Annotated in this window: 26 protein-coding genes; 6 read left to right on the top strand and 20 right to left on the bottom strand. The window is 59.8% G+C overall.

Annotated features, from left to right (window positions below):
• Window positions 1–319 precede the first annotated feature (319 nt).
• On the bottom strand, window positions 320–1,036 hold the full coding sequence (locus tag CSQ91_RS07590) for an SOS response-associated peptidase (protein ID WP_099377233.1): 717 nt from the start codon (window positions 1,034–1,036) through the stop codon (window positions 320–322).
• Between the two features lie 144 nt (window positions 1,037–1,180).
• On the opposite strand from CSQ91_RS07590, the gene CSQ91_RS07585 reads away from it, so the two are divergent.
• Window positions 1,181–1,402 (top strand): hypothetical protein, encoded by a 222-nt coding sequence (locus tag CSQ91_RS07585; RefSeq protein WP_034785911.1) that lies wholly within the window; start codon window positions 1,181–1,183, stop codon window positions 1,400–1,402.
• Between the two features lie 13 nt (window positions 1,403–1,415).
• On the opposite strand, the gene CSQ91_RS07580 is transcribed toward CSQ91_RS07585, so the two are convergent.
• The 7 genes from CSQ91_RS07580 to CSQ91_RS07550 form a co-directional block, all read right to left on the bottom strand.
• Entirely contained in the window at window positions 1,416–1,661 is a 246-nt protein-coding gene (locus tag CSQ91_RS07580; RefSeq protein ID WP_099387867.1) for a hypothetical protein, read from the bottom strand.
• Between the two features lie 72 nt (window positions 1,662–1,733).
• A complete protein-coding gene (locus CSQ91_RS07575; protein WP_139178977.1) occupies window positions 1,734–2,174 on the bottom strand; it encodes a hypothetical protein in 441 nt (146 codons plus the stop codon).
• The gene (locus CSQ91_RS07570; RefSeq protein WP_070259409.1) at window positions 2,171–2,377 is read right to left on the bottom strand and encodes a hypothetical protein; all 207 of its coding nucleotides are present in this window, start codon (window positions 2,375–2,377) and stop codon (window positions 2,171–2,173) included. Before CSQ91_RS07570 ends, CSQ91_RS07575 begins: the two co-directional genes overlap by 4 nt.
• Before the next feature lie 76 nt (window positions 2,378–2,453).
• The gene (locus CSQ91_RS07565; protein WP_143450975.1) at window positions 2,454–2,660 is read right to left on the bottom strand and encodes a hypothetical protein; all 207 of its coding nucleotides are present in this window, start codon (window positions 2,658–2,660) and stop codon (window positions 2,454–2,456) included.
• Between the two features lie 127 nt (window positions 2,661–2,787).
• The gene (gene mntP / locus CSQ91_RS07560; RefSeq protein WP_034785905.1) at window positions 2,788–3,360 is read right to left on the bottom strand and encodes a manganese efflux pump MntP; all 573 of its coding nucleotides are present in this window, start codon (window positions 3,358–3,360) and stop codon (window positions 2,788–2,790) included.
• Window positions 3,361–3,414: 54 nt separating this feature from the next.
• On the bottom strand, window positions 3,415–4,269 hold the full coding sequence (locus CSQ91_RS07555; RefSeq protein ID WP_099387865.1) for an undecaprenyl-diphosphate phosphatase: 855 nt from the start codon (window positions 4,267–4,269) through the stop codon (window positions 3,415–3,417).
• A gap of 76 nt (window positions 4,270–4,345) precedes the next feature.
• Window positions 4,346–4,966, bottom strand: a complete 621-nt coding sequence (locus CSQ91_RS07550) for a LysE family translocator (RefSeq protein WP_099387864.1) — start codon at window positions 4,964–4,966, stop codon at window positions 4,346–4,348.
• Window positions 4,967–5,138: 172 nt separating this feature from the next.
• Here CSQ91_RS07550 and CSQ91_RS07545 point away from each other — a divergent pair, with 172 nt between their 5' ends.
• Complete coding sequence (locus CSQ91_RS07545) at window positions 5,139–6,032, top strand: LysR substrate-binding domain-containing protein (protein ID WP_099387863.1); 894 nt, start codon at window positions 5,139–5,141, stop codon at window positions 6,030–6,032.
• Window positions 6,033–6,041: 9 nt separating this feature from the next.
• Here CSQ91_RS07545 and CSQ91_RS07540 read toward each other — a convergent pair whose 3' ends face one another.
• The 6 genes from CSQ91_RS07540 to CSQ91_RS07515 form a co-directional block, all read right to left on the bottom strand.
• Window positions 6,042–6,905, bottom strand: a complete 864-nt coding sequence (locus tag CSQ91_RS07540) for an alpha/beta hydrolase (RefSeq protein ID WP_099387862.1) — start codon at window positions 6,903–6,905, stop codon at window positions 6,042–6,044.
• A gap of 88 nt (window positions 6,906–6,993) precedes the next feature.
• On the bottom strand, window positions 6,994–7,575 hold the full coding sequence (locus tag CSQ91_RS07535; protein WP_143450974.1) for a hypothetical protein: 582 nt from the start codon (window positions 7,573–7,575) through the stop codon (window positions 6,994–6,996).
• A 170-nt stretch (window positions 7,576–7,745) separates the two neighbouring features.
• Window positions 7,746–8,078 (bottom strand): hypothetical protein, encoded by a 333-nt coding sequence (locus tag CSQ91_RS07530; protein ID WP_099387860.1) that lies wholly within the window; start codon window positions 8,076–8,078, stop codon window positions 7,746–7,748.
• A gap of 25 nt (window positions 8,079–8,103) precedes the next feature.
• Entirely contained in the window at window positions 8,104–8,790 is a 687-nt protein-coding gene (locus tag CSQ91_RS07525; RefSeq protein ID WP_099387859.1) for a hypothetical protein, read from the bottom strand.
• Window positions 8,791–8,901: 111 nt separating this feature from the next.
• Window positions 8,902–10,575: a DUF6138 family protein gene (locus CSQ91_RS07520; protein WP_099387858.1), complete on the bottom strand. Its 1,674-nt coding sequence runs from the start codon at window positions 10,573–10,575 to the stop codon at window positions 8,902–8,904.
• Between the two features lie 107 nt (window positions 10,576–10,682).
• Window positions 10,683–11,000: a hypothetical protein gene (locus CSQ91_RS07515; protein ID WP_092605004.1), complete on the bottom strand. Its 318-nt coding sequence runs from the start codon at window positions 10,998–11,000 to the stop codon at window positions 10,683–10,685.
• Between the two features lie 290 nt (window positions 11,001–11,290).
• On the opposite strand from CSQ91_RS07515, the gene CSQ91_RS07510 reads away from it, so the two are divergent.
• The 3 genes from CSQ91_RS07510 (at window position 11,291) to CSQ91_RS07500 (ending at window position 13,630) form a co-directional block, all read left to right on the top strand.
• Window positions 11,291–12,325, top strand: a complete 1,035-nt coding sequence (locus tag CSQ91_RS07510; protein ID WP_306508552.1) for a sensor histidine kinase — start codon at window positions 11,291–11,293, stop codon at window positions 12,323–12,325.
• A gap of 48 nt (window positions 12,326–12,373) precedes the next feature.
• Window positions 12,374–12,631, top strand: coding sequence for a DUF1488 family protein (locus CSQ91_RS07505; RefSeq protein ID WP_099387857.1), 258 nt, complete (start codon window positions 12,374–12,376; stop codon window positions 12,629–12,631).
• Window positions 12,632–12,937: 306 nt separating this feature from the next.
• Window positions 12,938–13,630, top strand: a complete 693-nt coding sequence (locus CSQ91_RS07500; RefSeq protein WP_034784631.1) for a DUF3334 family protein — start codon at window positions 12,938–12,940, stop codon at window positions 13,628–13,630.
• Between the two features lie 57 nt (window positions 13,631–13,687).
• Here CSQ91_RS07500 and CSQ91_RS07495 read toward each other — a convergent pair whose 3' ends face one another.
• The 6 genes from CSQ91_RS07495 to CSQ91_RS07475 all read right to left on the bottom strand — a co-directional run bounded on the left by CSQ91_RS07495 (window position 13,688) and on the right by CSQ91_RS07475 (window position 18,346).
• Window positions 13,688–14,134, bottom strand: coding sequence for a GNAT family N-acetyltransferase (locus tag CSQ91_RS07495; RefSeq protein WP_143450973.1), 447 nt, complete (start codon window positions 14,132–14,134; stop codon window positions 13,688–13,690).
• A gap of 63 nt (window positions 14,135–14,197) precedes the next feature.
• Complete coding sequence (locus CSQ91_RS07490; RefSeq protein WP_099387856.1) at window positions 14,198–14,854, bottom strand: hypothetical protein; 657 nt, start codon at window positions 14,852–14,854, stop codon at window positions 14,198–14,200.
• 70 nt (window positions 14,855–14,924) lie between these two features.
• The gene (locus tag CSQ91_RS07485; protein ID WP_099387855.1) at window positions 14,925–15,473 is read right to left on the bottom strand and encodes a DUF2939 domain-containing protein; all 549 of its coding nucleotides are present in this window, start codon (window positions 15,471–15,473) and stop codon (window positions 14,925–14,927) included.
• Between the two features lie 135 nt (window positions 15,474–15,608).
• Window positions 15,609–16,688, bottom strand: coding sequence for a hypothetical protein (locus CSQ91_RS07480; RefSeq protein ID WP_143450972.1), 1,080 nt, complete (start codon window positions 16,686–16,688; stop codon window positions 15,609–15,611).
• Between the two features lie 97 nt (window positions 16,689–16,785).
• Complete coding sequence (locus CSQ91_RS28570) at window positions 16,786–17,004, bottom strand: hypothetical protein (RefSeq protein WP_143450971.1); 219 nt, start codon at window positions 17,002–17,004, stop codon at window positions 16,786–16,788.
• Window positions 17,005–17,086: 82 nt separating this feature from the next.
• On the bottom strand, window positions 17,087–18,346 hold the full coding sequence (locus CSQ91_RS07475) for a hypothetical protein (protein ID WP_099387853.1): 1,260 nt from the start codon (window positions 18,344–18,346) through the stop codon (window positions 17,087–17,089).
• Between the two features lie 397 nt (window positions 18,347–18,743).
• Here CSQ91_RS07475 and CSQ91_RS07470 point away from each other — a divergent pair, with 397 nt between their 5' ends.
• Window positions 18,744–20,342: an ABC-F family ATPase gene (locus CSQ91_RS07470; protein ID WP_034784627.1), complete on the top strand. Its 1,599-nt coding sequence runs from the start codon at window positions 18,744–18,746 to the stop codon at window positions 20,340–20,342.
• Window positions 20,343–20,437: the final 95 nt, after the last annotated feature.

Here is a 20,437-nt window from a genome sequence, read left to right as displayed (position 1 = left end):
GAAGAGGAAAATGATGGAATGCTCATCGCGGGAATCTCCGTCGCTGTCAAGCTTTCAACTGCACGGGGATGCAATGACGTGGCCCGCTTCATGCTTCGCCTTGCTGTTTATCACGTCGGAACGCTTGCAAAAAATATGGCGAGCGGATGTGGGCTGTGCTTGAGAAGCGAAACTGTGCGCATGCCCTGGAGCGCGGAGGCAGCGCGCATAGGAAAGCGTGAGCCGCGATACGCACCAGTTGTTGATAGCTGATCTTAATCTTCCGGCGGTCTTGATTCGTAGCCGTTGGTCATTTTCGCAAAAGTCGAGGAGCGGATGCTTAATCCGTACCCCAGTCAAACGCGCCTTGCGCCGCAGCCGGCGGTGGCGGCTTGGGTTTGGCAGACGGCACCAGCGGATTATCGACGGCATGCCATTCGAACAGTTCTACATCCAGCATGCAGGTGCGCGCCAAATGCAGCGCCTGCTCCGGCGTCAGGGCGGGGTCGAGCCAGCGGTGCGCGTCTTCCAGGCTGACGGCGACGGGGCGGCGGTCGTGGATATCGACCATGCCGCCCATGCTGTCGGCCGTCACCAGCACGAAGCCGGCTTCCTCGCGGTTATGCTTGTACGGCCCGAACTGGGCCAGCGCCAGCAGGAACAGGGGCGCGCGGTCCTTGCGGTGGATGTGCCACGGTTGCTTGCTTCCTTTCTCTCCCGTCCATTCATACCAGCCGGAAACGCTGACGATACCGCGCCCCGCGCGCAGCAAGGGCTTCCAGTAGGCGCCAGCGAGTTTTTCCAGACGGGCATTGATGGCGATGGGGATTTTTTTCTTGCCGGGGGCGGGCACGGCTTGCGCGGCCCAAGCGGGGCGGTAGCCCCAGAAGACGTCATCGACCCTGTGGACGCCATCCTGGATATGCAGCACGGGCCGGTAAGTGCCGGGCGACACGTTCAGGTGCGGCTCGGCCTCGCTGTCGAACACCGCGTCGGTCCAGCCGAAGGATGACGCCAGCACGGGCGCCGTGTCATTTTGATCGAGTCGTCCACACATGCTGAAATCATACCCGATCGCCCGGCGCCGCGAGGCAGGCGCGTGCGTGCTTTCTGTGTGTGGTCAAACGTACAGACTGCGGGCGGCTGGTGGCGCACAGTGGAGACCAGTCAGCTTCCTGACGCTTCTTGCACCGGAGGAACTATGTCGTTTGAAAATCCCACCATCCACAAAGGTTTTATTATCAGCGCCACGGCCAGCCAGCGCCGCGATGGCCGCTGGGTCGGCTCGTATGTCAGCCAGAACCAGGCATGCGGCGCGTATGCGGACACCTGCGATTACGACGATTGCAGCAACGAAAAAGAGGCGCAGCAACTGGCGCTGTCCGTCGGCTGGCGCCTGGCCGATGGCGTGCAGGCAGGTTGAGGCAACTTGCCGGTCAGCTCTTTCTCCGCAGGGCCAGCAGCAAGCCGGCCACGGGGAAGAGCAGGACGGTACCCAGCCGTACGGCGGTCAGCGAAGCGGTTTCCACGCCCAGCACATGGGGCAAGGCCAGCAGCAACAGGGGCGCGGGCACGGCGATGGCAAAGAAAAACAGGTACCACGAATAGCCATTCTTCTTGGCTAGCAAAGCGATCAGCGCGCAGCCGACCAGGAAGACCAGCGGTAAATTCACAAATTCCATGGTGTTGAGTTTTTATCCGGGAAAGCGCGTCATTATACGCGTCCCCAAGGTGCCCGGATCGGCTTGCCAGCGTCAATTGCCGACGAAATCCGGCGGCTGCGGCGCCTGTTTTTCGGCGAGCGGCGCATCGGCCGGCAGCAGTGCCTTGATGGCGCCGTTATAGATGAGTTCCTGGGCATACGCCGATGCCTCGATCAAGGCCGCATGCACGGACTTGAAACTGCTTGGCGTTTCGATCAGCACGGGCTTGGCGTACACCTGCTGCGTATCGCCACGCTTGCTAATCAAAATCATGCCCCGGTAACGCCCATCCTTCTCCAGCGCCCCCGCAACATGAAATTCATAGCCCCTGATCTGGTGTTTTTGTTCCTGATCCATGTCTCCCGCCTCCAGACCTGATTGTCCCGGCTTTGGGCTATCAATTCGATTGGAACAGCTGAGTGTTTGATCTAAGTCAATACGTTCACTGCATAGCTTAACGACCGTATCGACGTTTGCCGCAAGCGTCATCATCCAGCGCGAATGGCGCGGATCTGCTGGGCTGTTTCCTCGATCTCCCGATACGCTTCCTGGATATATCCATTGATCGGATGCCCATCCATCCACTCGAAATAGGCGCGCTCGTCGTGTTTGATGGCAAAAGGAACGTGGTGGTCGCGTATCGATTCGGCCGTTTCGCGCACCAGCGAGGCAAAAAGCAGCTCAAGAGTTTCCATGATGGTCACCTTGCTAGACAGGAATGCAGAACATTGAATGTAGCACAAAGCGGGGCGCCGGCTGCGCCGCTTGCCGTCAGGCGTCGCGGAGGATGTCGAGCGCACACTCGGGATAGGCTTGCTCGAACAGGAACTGGTCTTTTTCGTACACGCAAAAGACAGCCGTACGGTTTTCTTCGCCCGTGAAGTAATCGCCATCGACGCACAGTACCGTCATTGCCGGACCGCCACATTTGACGCGTACGGTATCGACTTCCTTGAATTGCTTAGTCGATTGCATCATCGCTGCTTTCAGGCTGTAGGAGCCAAGTTGATTCACGTCATCATACGCCAGCAACAGTGCGCGGCGCGCCCGCCTGGCAGGCCGTCAGCGGCTATCGAGAAGGAAGGCGGGGCCGGCGTGCCGGGGCTCAGGCTGCCGGATGGCCGATATGCTCGTACAGGATCACGCAGCCGATGACGATCAGCACCAGGCCGCCGACCAGTTCGGCGCGCCGGCCCGCTACCGTGCCCAGCACGCGGCCCAGCATCACGCCCAAGGTCACCATGACGAAGGTGGAAAAACCGATGGCGGCGGCCGTCACGACGATGTTGGCGCCCAGCAAGGCCAAGCCCGCACCCACCACCATGGCGTCGATGCTGGTGGCCAGGCCGGTGACGGCCAGCACCCAGAACGAGTGCGACTGTGCTGGCGCTTCTTCCTCATCGCTATCGCTGAGGGCATTGCGTATCATCAGCAAGCCGATGATACCCAGCAGGCTGAAGGCGATCCAGTGGTCCCATGCTTCCACGTACGGCGCGGCCACGCTGCCCAGGGCCCAGCCGATGATGGGCGTGATGGCTTCGATGACGCCAAAGATCAGGCCCGTGCGCAGCGCCTCGCGCCATTGCGGCTTGTGCAGGGCGGCGCCTTTGCCCACGGCCGCCGCGAAGGCATCGGTGGACATTGCAAGCGAGAGGGCGGCGGTGGCGGCGAAATTCATCGTTGGCTTTCAGTAAAACTGGCTGGGATGTGTATAGCTGTAAACCCGGCGATTTTACCCTACGTACAGCACCACCAAGGAGGCCAGCAGGCAATACGCGCCAAAGAAATGCCAGCGGCCCTGTTCCAGCCAGCGCGACAGCCAGCGCAAGGCCAGCAAACCGGCCAGGAAGGACAGCAGCATGCCCAGCAGGCTGGGGCCGAGCAGGTGCAGCAGGCTGTTGCCGTGTTGCAGATGGTCCAGGCTGCCATTAGCCACGGCCTGGTAAAAGCGCCAGCCTTCCTTGGCCAGCACGGCCGGCGTCAGCACGACGGCCAGGGCAAAGCTGAATTCCTCGGCGCGGCGCTGCGGCACGCCCATGGCGATGCCGGCGGAAATGGTGGCGCCCGAGCGGGAAAAGCCGCGGAAAGGCAGGCACAGGCCCTGCACGGCGCCGATCGCCATCGCCTTGCCGATGGACAAGGTGCCATGCTGGCGCGCTTGCTGGCGCGACGACACAATGATCAGCACGCCGGCGGCGGCCAGCGCGGCGGCCATCAGTTTCGCGTTGCCGAACAGGTGTTCGATTTCAAAGCCGGGCGCATCCTTGCTCATGACGTGCGTAATGCCTTTCAGCAAGCCAAAGCCGACGATGCCCGTCAGGGCCGTGGCGGCCACGAGCAGCAGCACATTGCTGCGGAAGGCGGTGGCCGAACTGAAGTAGGTGGCGCGCCAGGATTTCCAGAAATACACGATGACGGCGAACATGGTGCCAGTGTGCAGCATCACCAGCAGCATGGTCAGCTCCGGCGACGTCGGGTCCAAGCCCATCCATTTTTCCGCCATGATGACGTGGGCGGAGCTGGACACGGGCAGCAGCTCGGCGAAGCCCTGGACGATGGAAAGGATTAATAATTGCAAAAAGCTCATGGGTATCTGACTCGGGCGGGAAAAGCAGGGCCGCCGATTTTACCCGCCCGATGTGGCGGGCACGTCCCGCGCCAGATTACAGTTTGTCCATGTTGGCGCAGGCGAGCGCGACGCCCAGCGCCATCAGGACCGCGCCGATCAGCCGGTCGATGGTCCGCTGGTGGCTGACCATGCGCATGCGAAAGCGCGCTTGCGAGAAAAAGACGGCCACCAGGGCGAACCAGGCCAGGTGGATGGCGGACATGCACAGCCCGTAGCCGAACTGGACTGTCAATGACGTGCCGGGCTCCACCACCTGGGTATAGGTGCTGATGACAAACAGGGTCGTTTTCGGGTTCAGGGCATTGGTCAGAAAGCCGTTGAGCAAGATTTGACGCCGTGGCACGCTGGCGCCGCCATGCAGGTCGATGACGAGTCCGGCGCGGTTGGCCCAGGTTTTCCAGCCTATCACGGCCAGGTAGAGGGCGCCGGCCAGCTTGATCGCCGTAAATAGCGCAGGCGAACCGGCGATGAGCAGCGCTACGCCAAACATCGTATAGAACACGTGCACTTGCACGCCCAGCGCGATGCCAAGCGCGGCCAGCAGGCCGGCACGGCGGCCATGCAGATAGCTGTTGCGCGTGACCATCGCGAAATCGGGGCCGGGGACGATGGATGCGAGCAGGGTAATCAGGGCAACGGCAAGCAATGCAATCATGTGTCTTCCTTGGACAGTGGTGGCGCCCGCACGGCCATCGGTGACTATTTCTCGCCTGTGCGGCAAGGGCGCGGCGCGCATGCGGGCTGCCGGAAGACAAATTATCCCTATAATGGCCTTCCATGAAAAACGATGATATCTTGCGGATATGTGTGAGAAAAAGTGACAGATCATGACTAGGCAGGCGGCGCTCGGCACCTTGCGGTTCTTCGAGGCTGCGGCCAGGCTGGGCAGTTTCGTCCAGGCGGCCGCGGAGCTGCACGTCACGCACGGGGCCGTCAGCCGGCAAATCCGCCTGCTGGAAACGTCGCTGGGCACGCCCCTGTTCGAACGCCGCAACCGCGGCGTGTTCCTCCTGCCTGCGGGCGCGCAGCTGCGCGATGCCGTCCAGCAAGCATTCGAGCGGCTCGACGCTGCCCTCGAAGCCGTGCGCCAGCCGGTGCGCCAGGGGCCGCTGGTGGTGTCGTGCGAGCCGACGATCGCGATGAAGTGGCTGATACCGCGCCTCGGCGACTTTTACCAGCGGCATCCCGAGGTGCCGCTGCACCTGTTCGCCTCGGGCGGGCCGGTGGCGTTCCAGCGCGACGCGGTGGACGTGGCGCTGCGCCGCAACGATTTTCTGTGGGATGCGGGCTTGCATGCGGAAAAGGTGTGCGATGAATGGATTGCGCCCGTGTGCGCGCCGGCCCTGCTGGGGCAAGGCCGGCTGGACTTGTCCGCGCAGCGCCTGCTGCACACGGCGTCGCGCCCGGCTGCCTGGGCGCACTGGCGCGCCGCCGTCAAGGACGCCGACGCTGACGGCGGCGGCCAGGGCGACAGCCAGACTTACGAGCACTTCTATCTGAGCCTGCAAGCGGCTTGCGCCGGCCTCGGCGTGGCCATCGGCTCTGTCTTCATGGCGCGCGAAGACCTCGACAGCGGACGCCTGGTCGCGCCCTTCGGGTTCCGGCGCGACGGCAGCGCCTATTTCCTGCTGTCGCCGCTGCCATTCGATGGCGATGCGCGCCGCACCACCTTGCTGCGCTGGCTGCGCGAGCAGATGGGGCAGGCGCTGCCGGCGCCGTAGACGTCCCCCTTATTGCGGCGGCGTGGCCGGCTTGAAGACGCTGCGAAACGCTTTCAGGGCTGCCGGGTGATAGATCGTGCCATGTGTTTCTTCCGGCATCTTTTCCAGGTGCCATTGTAAGCCGCGCGGCGCCTGTTTTTCCAGCACATCGGCCAGGCGCTGCACTTCCACGGCGATGCCCGCTTCGCTGCTGGACGCCAGGTACAGGCTGTGCTTGCCTTGCGTGCCTTTCGCCAGCAGGGCTGCCGCCTGGCGCGGCAGGGCGCCATGATTCCACCACAGGCTGGGGTCGAAGGCCAGGTAATGGTCGAACAGCTGCGGTTCCAGCAGATACGTTTCCACCACGAACAGGCCCCCCAGCGATTCGCCGACGATGGCCGTCTCGCCCGTCGTGCGGTAGCGGCGCTTGATTTCCGGCATCAGCTCATCGCGGATGAAGGTCCGGTAGGCGGACGCGCCGCCCACCACGGGGGCGATCTTGCGGTCTTCCGCATTCCCGGTCGGGCCCGTCAGGTCGCGCCGGCGCTGCGTATTTTGCATGCCGACCAGCATGAAGGGGCGCATCGTGCCATTCGCTACCGACACTTGCAGCAAGCCGGCCACGTGCAAAAAGTCTTCGGCCACGCCGCCGTCGGGCATGTACAGCACGGGCAGCGGTGCGTCGGGCGGCGTATCCCAGGCGCGCGCCATGTAGACATTGATGTGGCGTTTTTCTTTCAGCGCCTGTGAATCGATGCTGAAACTTTCGCCGATGACGAGCGGCGCGGCCGCGCTGGAGGAAGCGGTAGCGGCGGGCGCGGCATTGGCGAGGTGGAAGGGGCTGGACAGCAGCAGGGCGGCGGTGAGGTGTAGTGCAAGGCAAGAGCGGCGCATGTTTTCCTGTAATAAGTAAGTTTGGATCGATGGCATGTACTCGTATAGACATGCCATCAAGCAATTCTATCTTATCTTTGGTACAGCATTACTTGATCGTCAATAGCTTGCGCTCGCGCACGATTCCCGCATTGTCGATCGTGTAGGCGACCAGCAGGGCGCCATCCTCGGCGCAGGCGTGGCAGGTGATCAGGGGCGTGGAAAACAGCACGCTCTGGCCGCCATCGCTGGTGGCCGTGCTGCCGACGAAGTCGGCGGGCGCAAACGGCACAGAGTCTGGATGGGCGGCGGCAAACGCGCGCCAGGCCGGTGTGGCGCGATCTTCCTCGCGCACGGAGTTCTCGTCGACATCGATGGCCGCGCCATCGCTGCCGATCAGCAAGGTGCCTTCATTCGTGTTGGCGCGAAACGGATAGGTGACGGTGGCCAGGGCCGCCTTGCCCAGCGGACGCCAGGCGGAAATGAAGCCGGCATTGTTCGCTTTCACCAGCATCCTGGCGGCGGCGATGGCTTGTGGGCGGGCACCGGAGCGCTGCATGGTGCGCAGCAGGCACACGTCGGGAGCGGTGGTCGATTGTTCGCTGCGGCAAGCCGACAGCGAGCGTTCCTGCCACACGGCGCGCGCGTCGATGGGGCCTGTCGGCTGAGGTTGGGCCTGGGCCGCTTGCATGGCGGCCAAGCCTGAGAAAGCAAGAATAGCGCAGTTCAATACGTGGCGGGAAAATCGTGTGGGCATGGGCGTCTTTCAATAGCGGAAACAAGAGAGCTTCCCATTATAGAAGGGCGCCGGCGTGCCAGCGCGCACGGGATGGCCTTGCTGGCGGCCGGCTTGCGCCTCGATTAACGCTTCCTGGCCGCCGCCTGGCGCAAGGCCTTCGCTTCCAGCTTGTTGGGGATGTGCGGGCGCGTGGCCAGCTCCGTCTTGACGGCGGCGATGGCGGCGCCAAACAGCTGATCGGCTTGCTCGACGCTGGCGCCAGCATAATCCTGCTGGTTGGATTGCGCGGCACGCAGCCGGCGCAGCAGCGCCAGCAATTGCTTGCCGTGCAGGGCAGGCAAATCCAGCGCCAGCACTTGCGCGCCCAGCGTGACCTCCACATGCTCCGGGGCGAGCAGGTGCAGCAATGCCAGGCCTGCGGGCTGGGCGACTGGTGTCAGTTTGGGCTTATCCATCGGCAGTTTATCAATCCGTGAAGGATTACAGATATTCCCAGATTTCATCGAAGGTTTCACGCGCGAAATCGTTGCGCCAGGCTTCCGAGTTCTTTTCGCGGCTGACGGCAAATACGGCGCGCCACGTCTGTTTCGACGAGCTGGTGTAGGTCGCGGCGATCTTTTGCAAGCCAGCCTTGCATTGCTCGACCTTGCAGCCGCTCTTCGCCAGTTGCTGGGCGGCAGGTGCCCATGCCAGCGGTACCTTGACGATCTGGCATTCGAAGCTGACGGCGGCCGTCTGGATGCCGTTTTCCACCGTTACAGGGTCCGCCTTGGTGGCCTGGCAGGCGGCGCCCTTCTTGGCGGCGATGACGTTCGCCGCCAGCAATTCGGCGGCCGGCGTCACGGCCGCGCGCATGGCGGCGGGGAACAGGTCGGCGATCAGCTTGCCCGTTTCCGTTGGGAATTTGGCGTCCGCTGCCTTCATGTCGCTGTACGACGCGTATTCGGCGCTCTGGTGGCCGGCCAGGCGGGTGGGACGCAGGTAGGCGTTGAGCTTGGCGACGCTGGCCTCATCCTGGTTGATGATGGTCTTGATGTACAGGTTGGCCGCATCGAGCGGGGCCAGTTCCGCGGCGTCGGCGGCGATGGCGGGCTGGGCCAGCGCCATGGTGGCGGCAAAGGCGGTCGCGAGCACGGCGATGCGCGATGTTTGTTGTGTTTGGTGCATGTATTTTCTCCACGATTCAATGTCAGGCGCCAAAAGATGCCTTGTGGCAATTTCGGCGCCCGCATTATATATGGTGAAAGTCATAACGTTGCGCACGCAACGTTGTCCACCTCAGGCGGCCGTCTTGCTGGCCGCTTCAAGCAAGGCCAGCAGCAGCTCCTTGCGCCGGCCTTGCGCCTTGCGCGCCTGGGCCGCCAGCTTTTCCAGCTTGCCCCAGACGGGATACAGCATGTGTTCCACCAGATAGCCTTCCAGCCCTTGCAGTTGCTGGCAGAACAGTTCCAGTGTCTCCACATCCTCCAGTTCCGCCTGGATTTTCACCTTTGCGTTATCCGTGCACGCGCGCAGGCACGCCGCCAGCACAGGAGCGGAGGCGGGCGTCACGCCATGTTGTTCGGCGAAGGCCGCCGTGAACTGATCCTGCACGGACTGGTGTTCCTCGTCGACATTGGCCATGTAGTGCTGCACCAGCGGGAAATAGCGAGAGTCGAGCAGGCCTAGCCCAAACACGGCATAGCTGCCGGGCATGCAATTCTTTTCGCCTTCCGTGTCGGCATAGAATTCGAATTGCTCGATGGCTGCGCGCGCATACGCTTCCAGTTGCGGCTGCAGGGCGGGCCAGGCGAGGGTGTTGGCAAAGAAGCGGTGCGTATCGGATTTCGCCAGTCCCTTGGCGGGCAGGTAGGCCTTGACCTTGGATTTGAGCTTGATCTGGTAGCTTTTCGGAAAACCGTTTTGCAGCAAATGCGTGATGAAGGCCAGCGCCTGCCCATACGCGCTTTCCTCTTCCCGGGCGATGGCGATGCTGATCGTGGCAAACACATCGTTGGCGCGGCATTCCAGCAGCGCATTTTTTACGTGGATATCGCCTTCGGGGAAGGTGCCGCTGCCTTCCTTGAGCATGCGCACGGCCCGTTCGCTGCCCAGTTCGCGCGCGCTTTCCAGGAATTCGAGGCCCCTGGACTTGGCGTAGCTCGGTTCGTGGCGCAATATCATCACGGCGCCATACAGCAGCAGATCGATCGCTTGCCGCGCCTGCGCATCGGGCGCCGCGTCCGGCTTCAGGGTGTATTCCGTGCTGCGGTAGGCTGATTGCTGCGCATCATAGAACTGCGGCAGGAACTGCTTTTCCGCCCAGGCCGACACGGCCTGGATGATATCGCTGCGATGTTCGGCCAGCGCTTGCGGCCGCGACTTGTTCAGCTGCTCGATGCGCTCGAATTGTGCGATGGTCCAGGCGATATCGGGCTGCGGAAACAGGCGCGGATCGAGCAATTGGCGCGCCAGGAAGAAAGTTTCCAGCTTTTTCGTCGGCCGGCTGCCGCGCTCGAGTTTTTGCGTGACGTAGCCGTGTATGCGCTCGAGCAAGGCTAGGCGCTTGCCTTCGTTGACGTAGTCGAGCAGGTTCAGGTGCAGCGTGCCCTGTGCTGTCTGGAATTTGCCGCGAAAGCTGAAGCGGTAGTCGATCAGCGCCGTGTCGGCCAGTGTTTCAAGCTTCGCTTGCACCATGGCAACCAGCTGGGGCGCGATACTGTCGCGCACGACGGCTTCATCGAGGCCCGATCGCGTCCTCGGTGCGAACTCATCGGCATTAGTCAGCTGGAAATCGTCGGCCGTGGTGCGTCCGGGTTTGTAGTCGAGCAATAAATCACTGAAGACACCCATCTGCAAGGTGGTGCGATTTACGGCGCTTTCCAGGTCGGTGCGCTTCAGGCGCTCGACAAACCACGCTTCCACGGACGCCATCATTTCCGCCGTTGCCTGTTCTTCTACAAGTGTGCTCATTGACTTCCTTGTGCGTGACATTGGTGCTTGTTGCCGTCACGATCATGTTTAATATAAAGCACTATTTTAGGTGGTCAGGCCTGCCCGGAACAAGGGGCGCACGGCTATCAGGAGGGAGCGCTGAGAAAACGTTCGTCGATTTCGTCGGACTGCGGTCCCACGGTGATCGTGGTGTGCCAGCCGGAAGGCTTTTCGTTGCCATCAAATAAGGCGATGCGTGTATGGACAAACAGCACAGAATAGACGCCGGATTTCATGTCGCGGTTCAAGTCCCAGTGCATCAGTTCGATCGCCTCGCCCATGCGCGGCAGATGGGCGCCCGGCGGTAGCAGAATGTTCTGATTGATGAATTCCCTGCTAGGGCCCGGTTCCTTGTGGCGTGGGTCGATGTAGCGGAACGAGACGCTGGTAACGATGTTGAGCATGCATGACTCCTGCCTGATGATGTATCTGATGACAATAGCACAGGGATCTGGCCGAGGCCTGCGCTGCACGGCGCCAGGCAGGCGGGCGCGAATATGTACGGTAACAGACGGTGTTTGACAGGTCAGTGCGCTAGGCTTGCTTATTCTTAATCATTGAGATTGCCGGAAACGTCATGATGCATTTATTCCTAGCGGAACATCGCGCCGAGCTGGAGCGCCGTTGCCGAGATAAAGTCGCCAGGAGACCATTGCGATTGCCGACCGAACAACAGTTACAACACGGCATACCCATGTTCCTGGATCAGCTGATCCGCACGCTGCAGGCGGAAGAGGCAGGCCAGATGACGCAGAGCCTGGCCATTTCCGGTCCCGCTGGCGGTAGTGCGGCGGGTACATCGGAACTGGCCGGCAGTGCCACCACGCACGGCGGGCAATTGCTGACGCTCGGCTATTCCGTCAGCCAGGTGGTGCACGACTATGGCGACCTGTGCCAATCTGTCAGCGACCTTGCCGTGCTCATGGAGGAACAGTTCGCCGTCGAGGAATTCAGGACGCTGAACCGCTGCCTCGACAACGGCATTGCCGAAGCCGTGTCCGAATTTACCCAGCGGCGCGACGTGCTGATTGCCAATGAACAGGCATTGGCACTGAGCCAGCGCATCGGCTACTTTGCCCATGAACTGCGCAATCACCTGGGAACGGCCAGCCTGGCTGTCGCCGCGCTCAAGCAGGGCGGCATGGGTGTGACGGGCGCGACCGGGGCCGTACTCGAGCGCAGCCTCGTGGGTTTGCGCACCCTGATCGACCGCTCCCTGGCGGAGGTGCGGGTGGAGGCGGGCCTGACCTTGCAGCGTTCGGTTTTCTTCCTGAGTAACTTCATCAATGAACTGCGCTATTCGGCAAGCCTGGAAGCGAACTTGCTGCACTGCACCCTGATTGTGGAAGAGGTCGCTCCCTTGCTGCAGCTCCATGCGGACCAGGATTTGCTGCTCTCCGCCGTGGGAAACCTGCTGCAGAATGCCTTCAAGTTTGGCGTGCCAAATGGCACCGTGGTGCTGCGCGCGTATGCGAATGGCGAACGGATCAGGATCGAGGTGGAAGACAACGGCGCCGGCCTGTCGCCCGAGGCCGCGGATGACATGTTCCTGCCATTTACGCAAGCCGGCGCCAACAAGACTGGACTGGGACTGGGCCTGTCGATTGCCCGGCGCAGCGTGGAAGCGAATGGCGGCAACTTGAGCGTGGAAAGCGTGGTTGGCCATGGTTGCGTCTTCATCATCGACTTGCCACGGCATGTCGATTCTGCCGCTACGTTCGCCGCATGAACGGGCGCCCCCTGCCAGCGCATTCGTCCCACAGCGGGGAGAACTGCCATGCCCTATGAAATCCTGCGCGACAGCATCGCGCTCGAGCAGGCGGGTGACGCCATCCGTTTCCATTTGACCGTTTTCGGGGCGGAAAAGATGTGCCGTATCACCATCACGGCATTGCACAGCCTGGACCAGGGGCAGGGCGGCGACTTGCTGGCCATCTTCGACACCCACCGCCTGCGCATCGGCCAGCGTGCATTCGCCTACCTGAGCCGCGATCTGCTGGTCAGCGGCGTGGTCTTGCGCGCCCTTGATTTTTAGTTACTATTTCCTGTGCTGACGCCAGTGCCCAGGCCGGATATGGTATTTCTGCACAGATCATCAAGTAAATGCAGGTATGGCTGGACGGAAATGTTACATCTGGGTATTCTGCGCATCTGATACTTATTTCTATACGGAAAAAGGTAAGAGGGCGGTTCGTGCCGGCGGCAACGCGGCGCGCGCTGCCACGCAAGGTCAGACATGCAAAGGTGAAGTCGTCCGCTTGCTGAGCGAAACTGTCGTATTTCGGCTCGCGGCGGACAGGGAACAGTGCTGTCATCTTTAAAATAGTAGGAGAGGTTGCTCATGGATGCAGAAAAGGATGTTGTGTACGGTACAGAAGATTTGTTGATGAGTTTGTGCAACTCGGTGGTTCGGGTGCTCAACGTTGCAACGCAAAGCAAGGTCAATTATTCGGGCATGGTGCAGCGCATCACCAAGACGGGCCTGAAGCCGGACATCGGCTGCTTCGTGATGTTCGATGGTGGTTTCACGGGCCTGGTCGTGCTCAATTTTGCCGCCGATACGGCGATGGAAATCTACGAGCGCTACATGTTGCACATGGGTATGCCGAAGTCGGAGCTGGCCAGTTTCTACACGTCGGACGAAGTGTCGAACATCATGGGCGAGCTGATGAACCAGATCGTGGGCGACTTCACGGGCAAGGTGCGGCGCGAACTGCAAACGAATATCACCCAGAGCCAGCCGAAGATGCTGGTGCTGAACAAGCAGGTGATGCTCAGCGTCGACACGCCGCTGGACCGCCCGGAAATGCGCCGCGTCACTTTCTACACGGAAAAGAACAATATTTTCTACCTGGAACTGGCGATCGACCGTACCGAGTTCATCAAATTGCATGATTTCGATTCGCGCGAAGTCGACGCCGACTCGCTGATGGATGGCGAATTCGCGAACCGCGAACGGGACGCCGCCCCGGCGCCTGCAGCGGAACCGGAAGACGACGACAACGCCGACCTGCTCAAGTCCCTGGGCATGTAAGCAGCGGTTGTCGAGTGGCTGGCGGCAGGTTTGCCGCCAGCCATTGTCGTTTACGGCTTACAGGGCCTTGCTCATGAATACCCGGCTCGTGCCTTCCGGGCTGCAGGCGATGTCGCCGAAGCGGCGCCAGCCGCGGCGCTCGTAAAACTCGGGTGCCTGGAAACTGATGGTGTACAGCACCGCCGAAGCGCAGCCTCGCCGGCGTCCTTCCTCTTCGAATTGCGCCAGTATCTGGCTGCCCAGACCCAGCCCGCGCAAGGCGGCGGGCAAATAGAACAGATCGAGAAACAGCAGGCCCAGCGAGGTCCGGCCCATGGCGCCGCCCAGCACCCGTTGGCTGTCGCGGTCGCGCACGACCACGCTCAATACCTGCCTGTCCTGGTATCCCGTGATCGCATCGTTATAGGCATTCAAGCCGTCGAGGATGGTTTGCTCGACCTCCGCATCGATCGTGGCGCTGATGCAGATAGTGTAGGGTAAGTCCTTGTGCGGGTGTGCAGGCATGCTCGAAAGGGGGATAGTCAATAACTGTATAAATATACAGTATTTCACCTTTTCGCGCCTATTTTATTGCGGCAACGTCAAGGTTTCCATCCTGCGCTTGCCGACCATGCCGCTTTGCTGGCTGTCATCGAGCGACCAATATTCGAGCGCATACACATAACTGCCATTGGCGATGGTCAGCGATTCCTTCTGGCGCCCGTTGGGCGCCTTGTAATACAGGCGCCGCGCGGGCCTGCCATCCACCGTCTGCTGGAACGATTGCGGCGAAATGCTGACGCGCTTGCCCGTCTTGCCCGCCATCGACATCGCCGTGATCGTCACGTAAGCCCTGTCCGGGCAGCGGGCCAGCAGGTGTGCGCCGCTCAGGACGGTGGGCTGCGTTTGATCGAGCGGGAAGCCGAACGGCTGCACGCCGATGATGTCCAGGCAATCCATCTGCTGTGCCAGGCCGTTCAAAATGGCCGGGTCGAGCGCGCTGGTATAGTGTTTTTCAGCGGCCTGCGCTTGGCCCAGTGCCAGGCGGCGCTCCAGTTCGGCCAGAGAAATGTCGCTGGGCACGGGCAGCAGGGCGGGGGCGTCAGGATCGGCAGCGCTGGACGTTTCCGCCTGCATGCGCGCGGCGACGGAGTGGCTGCGCTCGGCGCCAGCAATCCCATCCGTGGCATGGGCGGATGGCGCGGCGCAGGCCATAGTCAGCGCCAAGGCGGTGTGTTTCAGCATGAAGTTTCCTGCAATCTGATGTAAATGACCCGCATTGTGTCTCAGATTGCTGGCGCATGCGCGCGCTGTGCTAATGTGCGGCCATCGCCGAGGCAATCTCGATCGAGCTCAGTTTCCAGCCCCACACGCCATGGCGCAGCAGGACCAGCGCGCCTTCCTGCGCATTGCCATCCTTGGCGCGCACGACGAACGTGTTCACGCCGGCATAGCCCGCCGTATAGTCGGCCTTCTTCCGTGCACCATCGGCGGGCGCATCCGGATTCGCTTTCACCTCTGCTTGCGGGCTGACGGCGCTCTTGTTGACCAGCGCGACCACGCCGGCGGGCGAGACCATGGTGTCGACCATCTTGCCCAGCATGGCGTTCGCGATCGACTGTCCCAGGGCGGCCAGCGGGTTGCCGCTGCCGGCTGTCGCCTCGATGCTGCGGGCCATGCTGGCTTCCAGCTGCGTCTTGACGCTGGCGCGAAGGGCGGGGAAGTCCACGTGTGCGGCCAGCGCTTCGGCATTGCGCTCGGCCAGCGCAGTCTTAATCTGGTGCAAGGTGTAGTACGGCGAAGCGTAGACGGTGGTGGCGATGGCAATGATGGCCGCAGCGGCGGCAATGGTAGTTTTTTTCAAGTGATGCCTGTGAGTCCGGTAGGGTTGGGATGCGCCCGCACAATTCCAATGTCTGGTGGCGGGCGAGCACGCAGCCTAACTGCTAACGACGGACAAGGCAATCATGATGCATGGATAATTTTCCATAGCATTGCCCTAGTTTATCGATTGCATGGTTTCTGTATTCAGGTCCTTCTCTAACGAAACGGCGCTTTTGCCTGATTGGTTCGCCAGATCCAGGACCGCCAGGAAGAGGCTGGCCCGGCTTTGATACCGCTGAACATCGGAAATCGCTTCGCTAATAGGATAGACACTCGTGGACTTGTTCATTTTTGAAATAATGACGGTCTTGTCCGAAGATCTGCTTGCCTCCATGGAGTTGATAATGGCCCGCATGGTTTGTTGCGCGAAGAAATTCTTGTCTACGGTTGCCCGCGATCCTTTTAACAGGGTTGATGCCGCACCCAGGTTGGTCTTGGTCATCAGGCCACCGGTGAGCGTGGTGGCTGTGGATAACAGAAGTTCAGTGATGTCCGCAATCGTATCGGTACGCACCCGTCCAGCCAGCAATTCGTTCTTGAATTGCATGTAATTATGGTCGGCGATGGCCATGAAGTCGCGAACTATCCCGTTTCGTATGCGCATTCGGTCTTTTTCCGATGTCTGGTAAACCTTCCCATCGATCGTTTTTACTATTAATTTTTTTTCCTCGATGAGCAAGATTTGCGATGACTTATCCGCTTCAAATTTTCTCAACGTTGATGCAATTTCAGATAGTTTTGTTTTTCTTTCATCAATTTTATCTTGCAGCGCAGCTATCGCGACGTCAGACGGCGGTGTTTTTTTGTTGAGTGCCGAAAATTCCTTTTCCAGGGCTTTCAGACGATTTTCTTCGATAGCCTTATATGTCAAGTGCCGCGAAATATCGGCTTCAATACTGTGCAAGCCATTTGTCAATGAATGAATGTCGACAAGGGCAAGTGATTTGATTCCAATGTCAGCCTTCCTGGCTTCCTCATCTAGATCCTTGCCTTCGAGGCTATCGTAGTTTATGAGTTGCTGATGGAAGTTCGAGCTGGTTAGCTTATCGTTGGGTTTATATTTTTCTGACAGGGAATTCATGTAGCTCGCACTGAAATCAATTTGAGTTGCCTGATCTTGTGGAGTACGTATCATGCCTGCGCAGCCAGCCAGGGAGAGCAACATTGGAAGCGTCAAGAACATATGAAATTTCATATTTCCTCCCAAAAAGTTGAATCAAATATAGAGAATTTACTTCACCGTGTAGGATGATTCCTACTAATTGTAGTTGGTTGAATATCAATAATTCTAATCAATTGTCACTGATTTGTTGTAATTCTGAGTAGGGTTTATGCGGCGGCTGGGCGTCCTGGCAGTCGACGTCGCTTTTCTGGCCGCCCTCATCGATCGTGCGATTGCTGAACGCAAGCTGCTCGGTGAAATGAACCATGACGTTGATACGCCGGCAGCCGCGTGGCAGTTTTTTGAGTCCAGGATGCGCAAGCATCCGGGTGGTAACGACTGAACGCATGCCTGGATCGTGGAGATGCCTGGCATGAGCCGCGGCATGCGCAGCAGTGCCGCGCTGCAGCCGAGGGCCGATGGCGATATTGTCACAGGTCCGACGTTGCGTTTCCCTCGGGAATGACCAGTACGAAATCGTAGCCCTGAATCATGCCTTGGACACTGCTGTCTCCATTCGCCAGAGTTTTCGCCGATCCCAGCAAGGGACGCACGTCGAACAATGACCATTCCTTATGCTCTTTCGCCGCAGCAAAGAAGGGCAATACGCCAGCCATGGAGGACTTGCTATCGACTTTTTCAATTTCTGTGGAGGCCGACCCGCGTCCAATGCCTGCAAATTGCGCCTGCTGGCCTTTGAGAGCCAGCACCAGCACATGCAGCGATTTTTGTCCGCGGCCTTCCGCATATTCCGCCAAATAATTGCCGATCTCCCGGCTGCCGGCACCAAGCGGGTTATAGCCTCGGAAGACATGCACTGCACCGGCTTTCAGCAACATGCGCTGTGCAGGCGCATGCGTCAAATGGCTGGCCACATACTGTTTCATCAGCCTGGCACGTTGTGTATTCGACCCATATCCTTGTCCCGGAGTCATGTTTTTAGTATAAATGCTGCGGCTTTCAATCAATGAATTTAACATCGCCAAGGCGGGCATTTCCTCAGGTGCCGTGAGCAGCTTCTGCAGCGCGAATAATTCTTCCTCTTGGACTTTTACCATGAAAAGCTCTCTCGGGTCTCCGCTCTCCGACGCTCGGCGATAGTTGTCGCTTTCAAGCTTGCGGAAGGCCTCGATTTTTGCTTTCGCCAAAGGATTAAGCGGTTGCTCAGCCATTTGGTCGAGCAAATATTTCGAAGCGCCCATGAGCTCCTGATCCATTCCCACCAATTGGAACGATGGTCCGGCAGCTTTGGCGATACGGGTCAGGAATTGCGCCTCAGCTTGCCACTTGTAAAAAGCAGTGGCGACCGGATATGCCTGATTAAATGCGGCTATGCCGGCGACGCCAGTATTGGACTTCAACGCTTTTTCCAAGGCACCGGCAACAGCCGGCCCATTTTCGACAATCAGCGTCGTAAATCCTTGACCTGCCAATGCTTCAAAATACGCCGCCGAAAAATTCGCAATTTCTGCAATCCCATGGTCCTCACCGATGAGTACGAATTGGCTTTCCAGGCCCGCATTTATTAATGGTGCCGCACCGGAACCAACCATCTTTCCATGGTCGATTGCGATAGTCGTGCGAAGGGCAGCCAGGCGGTCCGGCAAAGAGAGCGGCTTATCCGCCGACAATACAGGCATGGCCAAACTGGCCAGCATGGTAAAAATAATCGTGGAACGAAGTTTTCGCATTATTTTTCTCAAAAGGGTGTTCTGGGCGGCGATTTCAGATTGGCGGCAAGGAGAAACTCGGCAATGCTACGGTAAATCAGGGGACGCGACAACTATCCTGATATAACACGGAGTGAATGATTTTTTGTCAGCGGTTATTAGGCAGGACGCTGCCGCCATCAAGGCGGCAGCGTGGCCGTAATAAAGCGTAACAAGTGGGCCAGGCCCAAGCCCGAACGGTGTAAACCGGCTGACAGCCCGCTGGCCAGCTGCCGGAAACCCGAGGATATGAGCGGTGAAAACAGCCTGCTCAGGCAGCTCACCAGGAGTAGTGGTCAGGATAGTGGTTCATGGTGGTTGCTGTATAATGGGAGAAAAGTACCTAACTACCTGTTTTCACTGGATAAAGACCTCACTAATGCTTTCAACCGCAAATATTACGATGCAGTTTGGCGCCAAGCCATTGTTTGAGAATATCTCCGTCAAGTTCGGCGACGGCAACCGCTATGGTTTGATCGGCGCGAACGGCTGCGGCAAGTCGACGTTCATGAAGATCCTGGGCGGCGACCTGGATCCGTCGGGCGGCAACGTCATGCTCGATACCAACGAACGCCTGGGCAAGCTGCGCCAGGACCAGTTTGCCTTTGAAGACATGCGCGTCCTCGACGTCGTCATGATGGGCCACACGGAAATGTGGGCTGCCATCCAGCAGCGCGACGCGATCTACGCGAACCCGGAAGCGACCGACGACGACTACATGCAGGCCGCCGATCTGGAAGGCAAAGTCTCCGAATACGACGGTTACACGGCTGAATCGCGCGCCGGCGAACTGCTGCTGGGCGCCGGTGTCGCCATCGACCTGCATCAGGGCCCGATGAGCAATGTGTCGCCAGGCTGGAAGCTGCGCGTGCTGCTGGCGCAGGCGCTGTTCTCGAACCCGGACATCCTGCTGCTCGACGAGCCGACGAATAACCTGGACATCAACACGATTCGCTGGCTGGAAGACGTGCTCAACGAGCGCAATTCCACCATGATCATCATTTCCCATGATCGCCACTTCCTGAACCAGGTGTGCACCCACGTGGCCGACATGGACTACGGCACCCTGAAGATTTATCCAGGCAACTACGACGAATACATGTTCGCTTCGACCCAGGCGCGCAACCAGCAGCTGGCCAACAACGCGAAAGCGAAAGACAAGGTTGCCGAGCTGCAGGAATTCGTGCGCCGCTTCGCGGCGAACAAATCGAAGGCCCGCCAGGCCACGTCGCGCGCCAAGCAGATCGAAAAGATCAAGGTCGACGACATCAAGCCATCGTCGCGCGCCTATCCGTTCGTGCGTTTCGACGGCGAAAAGAAATTGCACCGCCTGGCCGTGGAAGTCGAAAACATCTCGAAAGGTTTCGACCGCCAGCTGTTCAAGAATTTCAGCATCATGGTCGAGGCGGGCGAGCGCATCGCCATCATCGGCGCCAACGGTGCCGGCAAGACCACCATGCTGCGTTGCATCGCGGGCGACATCGCCGGCCTGCAGCCTGACCAGGGCCGCGTGAAGTGGGCGGAAAACGCCAACGTCGGCTACATGCCGCAAGACCCGACGGAAGATTTCGCCAAAGACACGAACCTGACCGACTGGATCGGCCAGTGGACAAAAGAGGGCGACGACGACCAGGCCGTGCGTTCCATCCTGGGCCGCTTGCTGTTCGGCGGCGACGATGTGAAAAAGGCCGTCAAGGTACTGTCCGGTGGTGAAAAAGGCCGCATGATGTACGGCAAGCTGATGCTGGGCCGCCACAACGTGCTGATGCTCGATGAGCCGACCAACCACATGGACATGGAATCGATCGAATCGCTGAACATCGCGCTGGAAAAATACGCGGGCACCCTGATCTTCGTGTCGCATGACCGCGAATTCGTCTCTTCGCTGGCCAACCGCATCATCGAGATCAAGGAAGATGAAGTGGTCGATTACCGTGGCAACTATGAGGATTACCTCAAGAGCCAGGGTATTGATTAAACACCTGATCAAACCTACTGCGCGTCGCGCTTTGCGGCCTGTGATGCTCACCGTGCTTCAGCACGGTTGCGCTTCTCGGCCACAAATCGCTGCCG

The sequence above is a fragment of the Janthinobacterium sp. BJB301 genome, assembly GCF_002735685.1.
Taxonomy (GTDB): Bacteria; Pseudomonadota; Gammaproteobacteria; order Burkholderiales; family Burkholderiaceae_D; genus Janthinobacterium; species Janthinobacterium lividum.
The sequence above is the reverse complement of the archived record's forward strand: the minus strand, read 5'-3'. Positions and strand labels throughout refer to the sequence as shown.

Bases quoted from the DNA above. Each gene is read 5' to 3' on its own strand.
- mntP (WP_034785905.1), bottom strand. From the start codon at position 3,360: ATGAATTTCGCCGCCACCGCCGCCCTCTCGCTTGCAATGTCCACCGAT.
- CSQ91_RS07480 (WP_143450972.1), bottom strand. From the start codon at position 16,688: ATGAAATTTCATATGTTCTTGACGCTTCCAATGTTGCTCTCCCTGGCT.
- CSQ91_RS07575 (WP_139178977.1), bottom strand. From the start codon at position 2,174: ATGATGACGCTTGCGGCAAACGTCGATACGGTCGTTAAGCTATGCAGT.
- CSQ91_RS07580 (WP_099387867.1), bottom strand. From the start codon at position 1,661: ATGGAATTTGTGAATTTACCGCTGGTCTTCCTGGTCGGCTGCGCGCTG.
- CSQ91_RS07520 (WP_099387858.1), bottom strand. From the start codon at position 10,575: ATGAGCACACTTGTAGAAGAACAGGCAACGGCGGAAATGATGGCGTCC.
- CSQ91_RS07545 (WP_099387863.1), top strand. From the start codon at position 5,139: ATGACTAGGCAGGCGGCGCTCGGCACCTTGCGGTTCTTCGAGGCTGCG.
- CSQ91_RS07495 (WP_143450973.1), bottom strand. From the start codon at position 14,134: ATGCCTGCACACCCGCACAAGGACTTACCCTACACTATCTGCATCAGC.
- CSQ91_RS07505 (WP_099387857.1), top strand. From the start codon at position 12,374: ATGCCCTATGAAATCCTGCGCGACAGCATCGCGCTCGAGCAGGCGGGT.
- CSQ91_RS07530 (WP_099387860.1), bottom strand. From the start codon at position 8,078: ATGGATAAGCCCAAACTGACACCAGTCGCCCAGCCCGCAGGCCTGGCA.
- CSQ91_RS07565 (WP_143450975.1), bottom strand. From the start codon at position 2,660: ATGATGCAATCGACTAAGCAATTCAAGGAAGTCGATACCGTACGCGTC.
- CSQ91_RS07550 (WP_099387864.1), bottom strand. From the start codon at position 4,966: ATGATTGCATTGCTTGCCGTTGCCCTGATTACCCTGCTCGCATCCATC.
- CSQ91_RS07490 (WP_099387856.1), bottom strand. From the start codon at position 14,854: ATGCTGAAACACACCGCCTTGGCGCTGACTATGGCCTGCGCCGCGCCA.
- CSQ91_RS07535 (WP_143450974.1), bottom strand. From the start codon at position 7,575: ATGCAAGCGGCCCAGGCCCAACCTCAGCCGACAGGCCCCATCGACGCG.
- CSQ91_RS07525 (WP_099387859.1), bottom strand. From the start codon at position 8,790: ATGCACCAAACACAACAAACATCGCGCATCGCCGTGCTCGCGACCGCC.
- CSQ91_RS07500 (WP_034784631.1), top strand. From the start codon at position 12,938: ATGGATGCAGAAAAGGATGTTGTGTACGGTACAGAAGATTTGTTGATG.
- CSQ91_RS07510 (WP_306508552.1), top strand. From the start codon at position 11,291: ATGTTCCTGGATCAGCTGATCCGCACGCTGCAGGCGGAAGAGGCAGGC.
- CSQ91_RS07470 (WP_034784627.1), top strand. From the start codon at position 18,744: ATGCTTTCAACCGCAAATATTACGATGCAGTTTGGCGCCAAGCCATTG.
- CSQ91_RS07515 (WP_092605004.1), bottom strand. From the start codon at position 11,000: ATGCTCAACATCGTTACCAGCGTCTCGTTCCGCTACATCGACCCACGC.
- CSQ91_RS07570 (WP_070259409.1), bottom strand. From the start codon at position 2,377: ATGGAAACTCTTGAGCTGCTTTTTGCCTCGCTGGTGCGCGAAACGGCC.
- CSQ91_RS28570 (WP_143450971.1), bottom strand. From the start codon at position 17,004: ATGCGTTCAGTCGTTACCACCCGGATGCTTGCGCATCCTGGACTCAAA.
- CSQ91_RS07585 (WP_034785911.1), top strand. From the start codon at position 1,181: ATGTCGTTTGAAAATCCCACCATCCACAAAGGTTTTATTATCAGCGCC.
- CSQ91_RS07540 (WP_099387862.1), bottom strand. From the start codon at position 6,905: ATGCGCCGCTCTTGCCTTGCACTACACCTCACCGCCGCCCTGCTGCTG.
- CSQ91_RS07590 (WP_099377233.1), bottom strand. From the start codon at position 1,036: ATGTGTGGACGACTCGATCAAAATGACACGGCGCCCGTGCTGGCGTCA.
- CSQ91_RS07555 (WP_099387865.1), bottom strand. From the start codon at position 4,269: ATGAGCTTTTTGCAATTATTAATCCTTTCCATCGTCCAGGGCTTCGCC.
- CSQ91_RS07475 (WP_099387853.1), bottom strand. From the start codon at position 18,346: ATGCGAAAACTTCGTTCCACGATTATTTTTACCATGCTGGCCAGTTTG.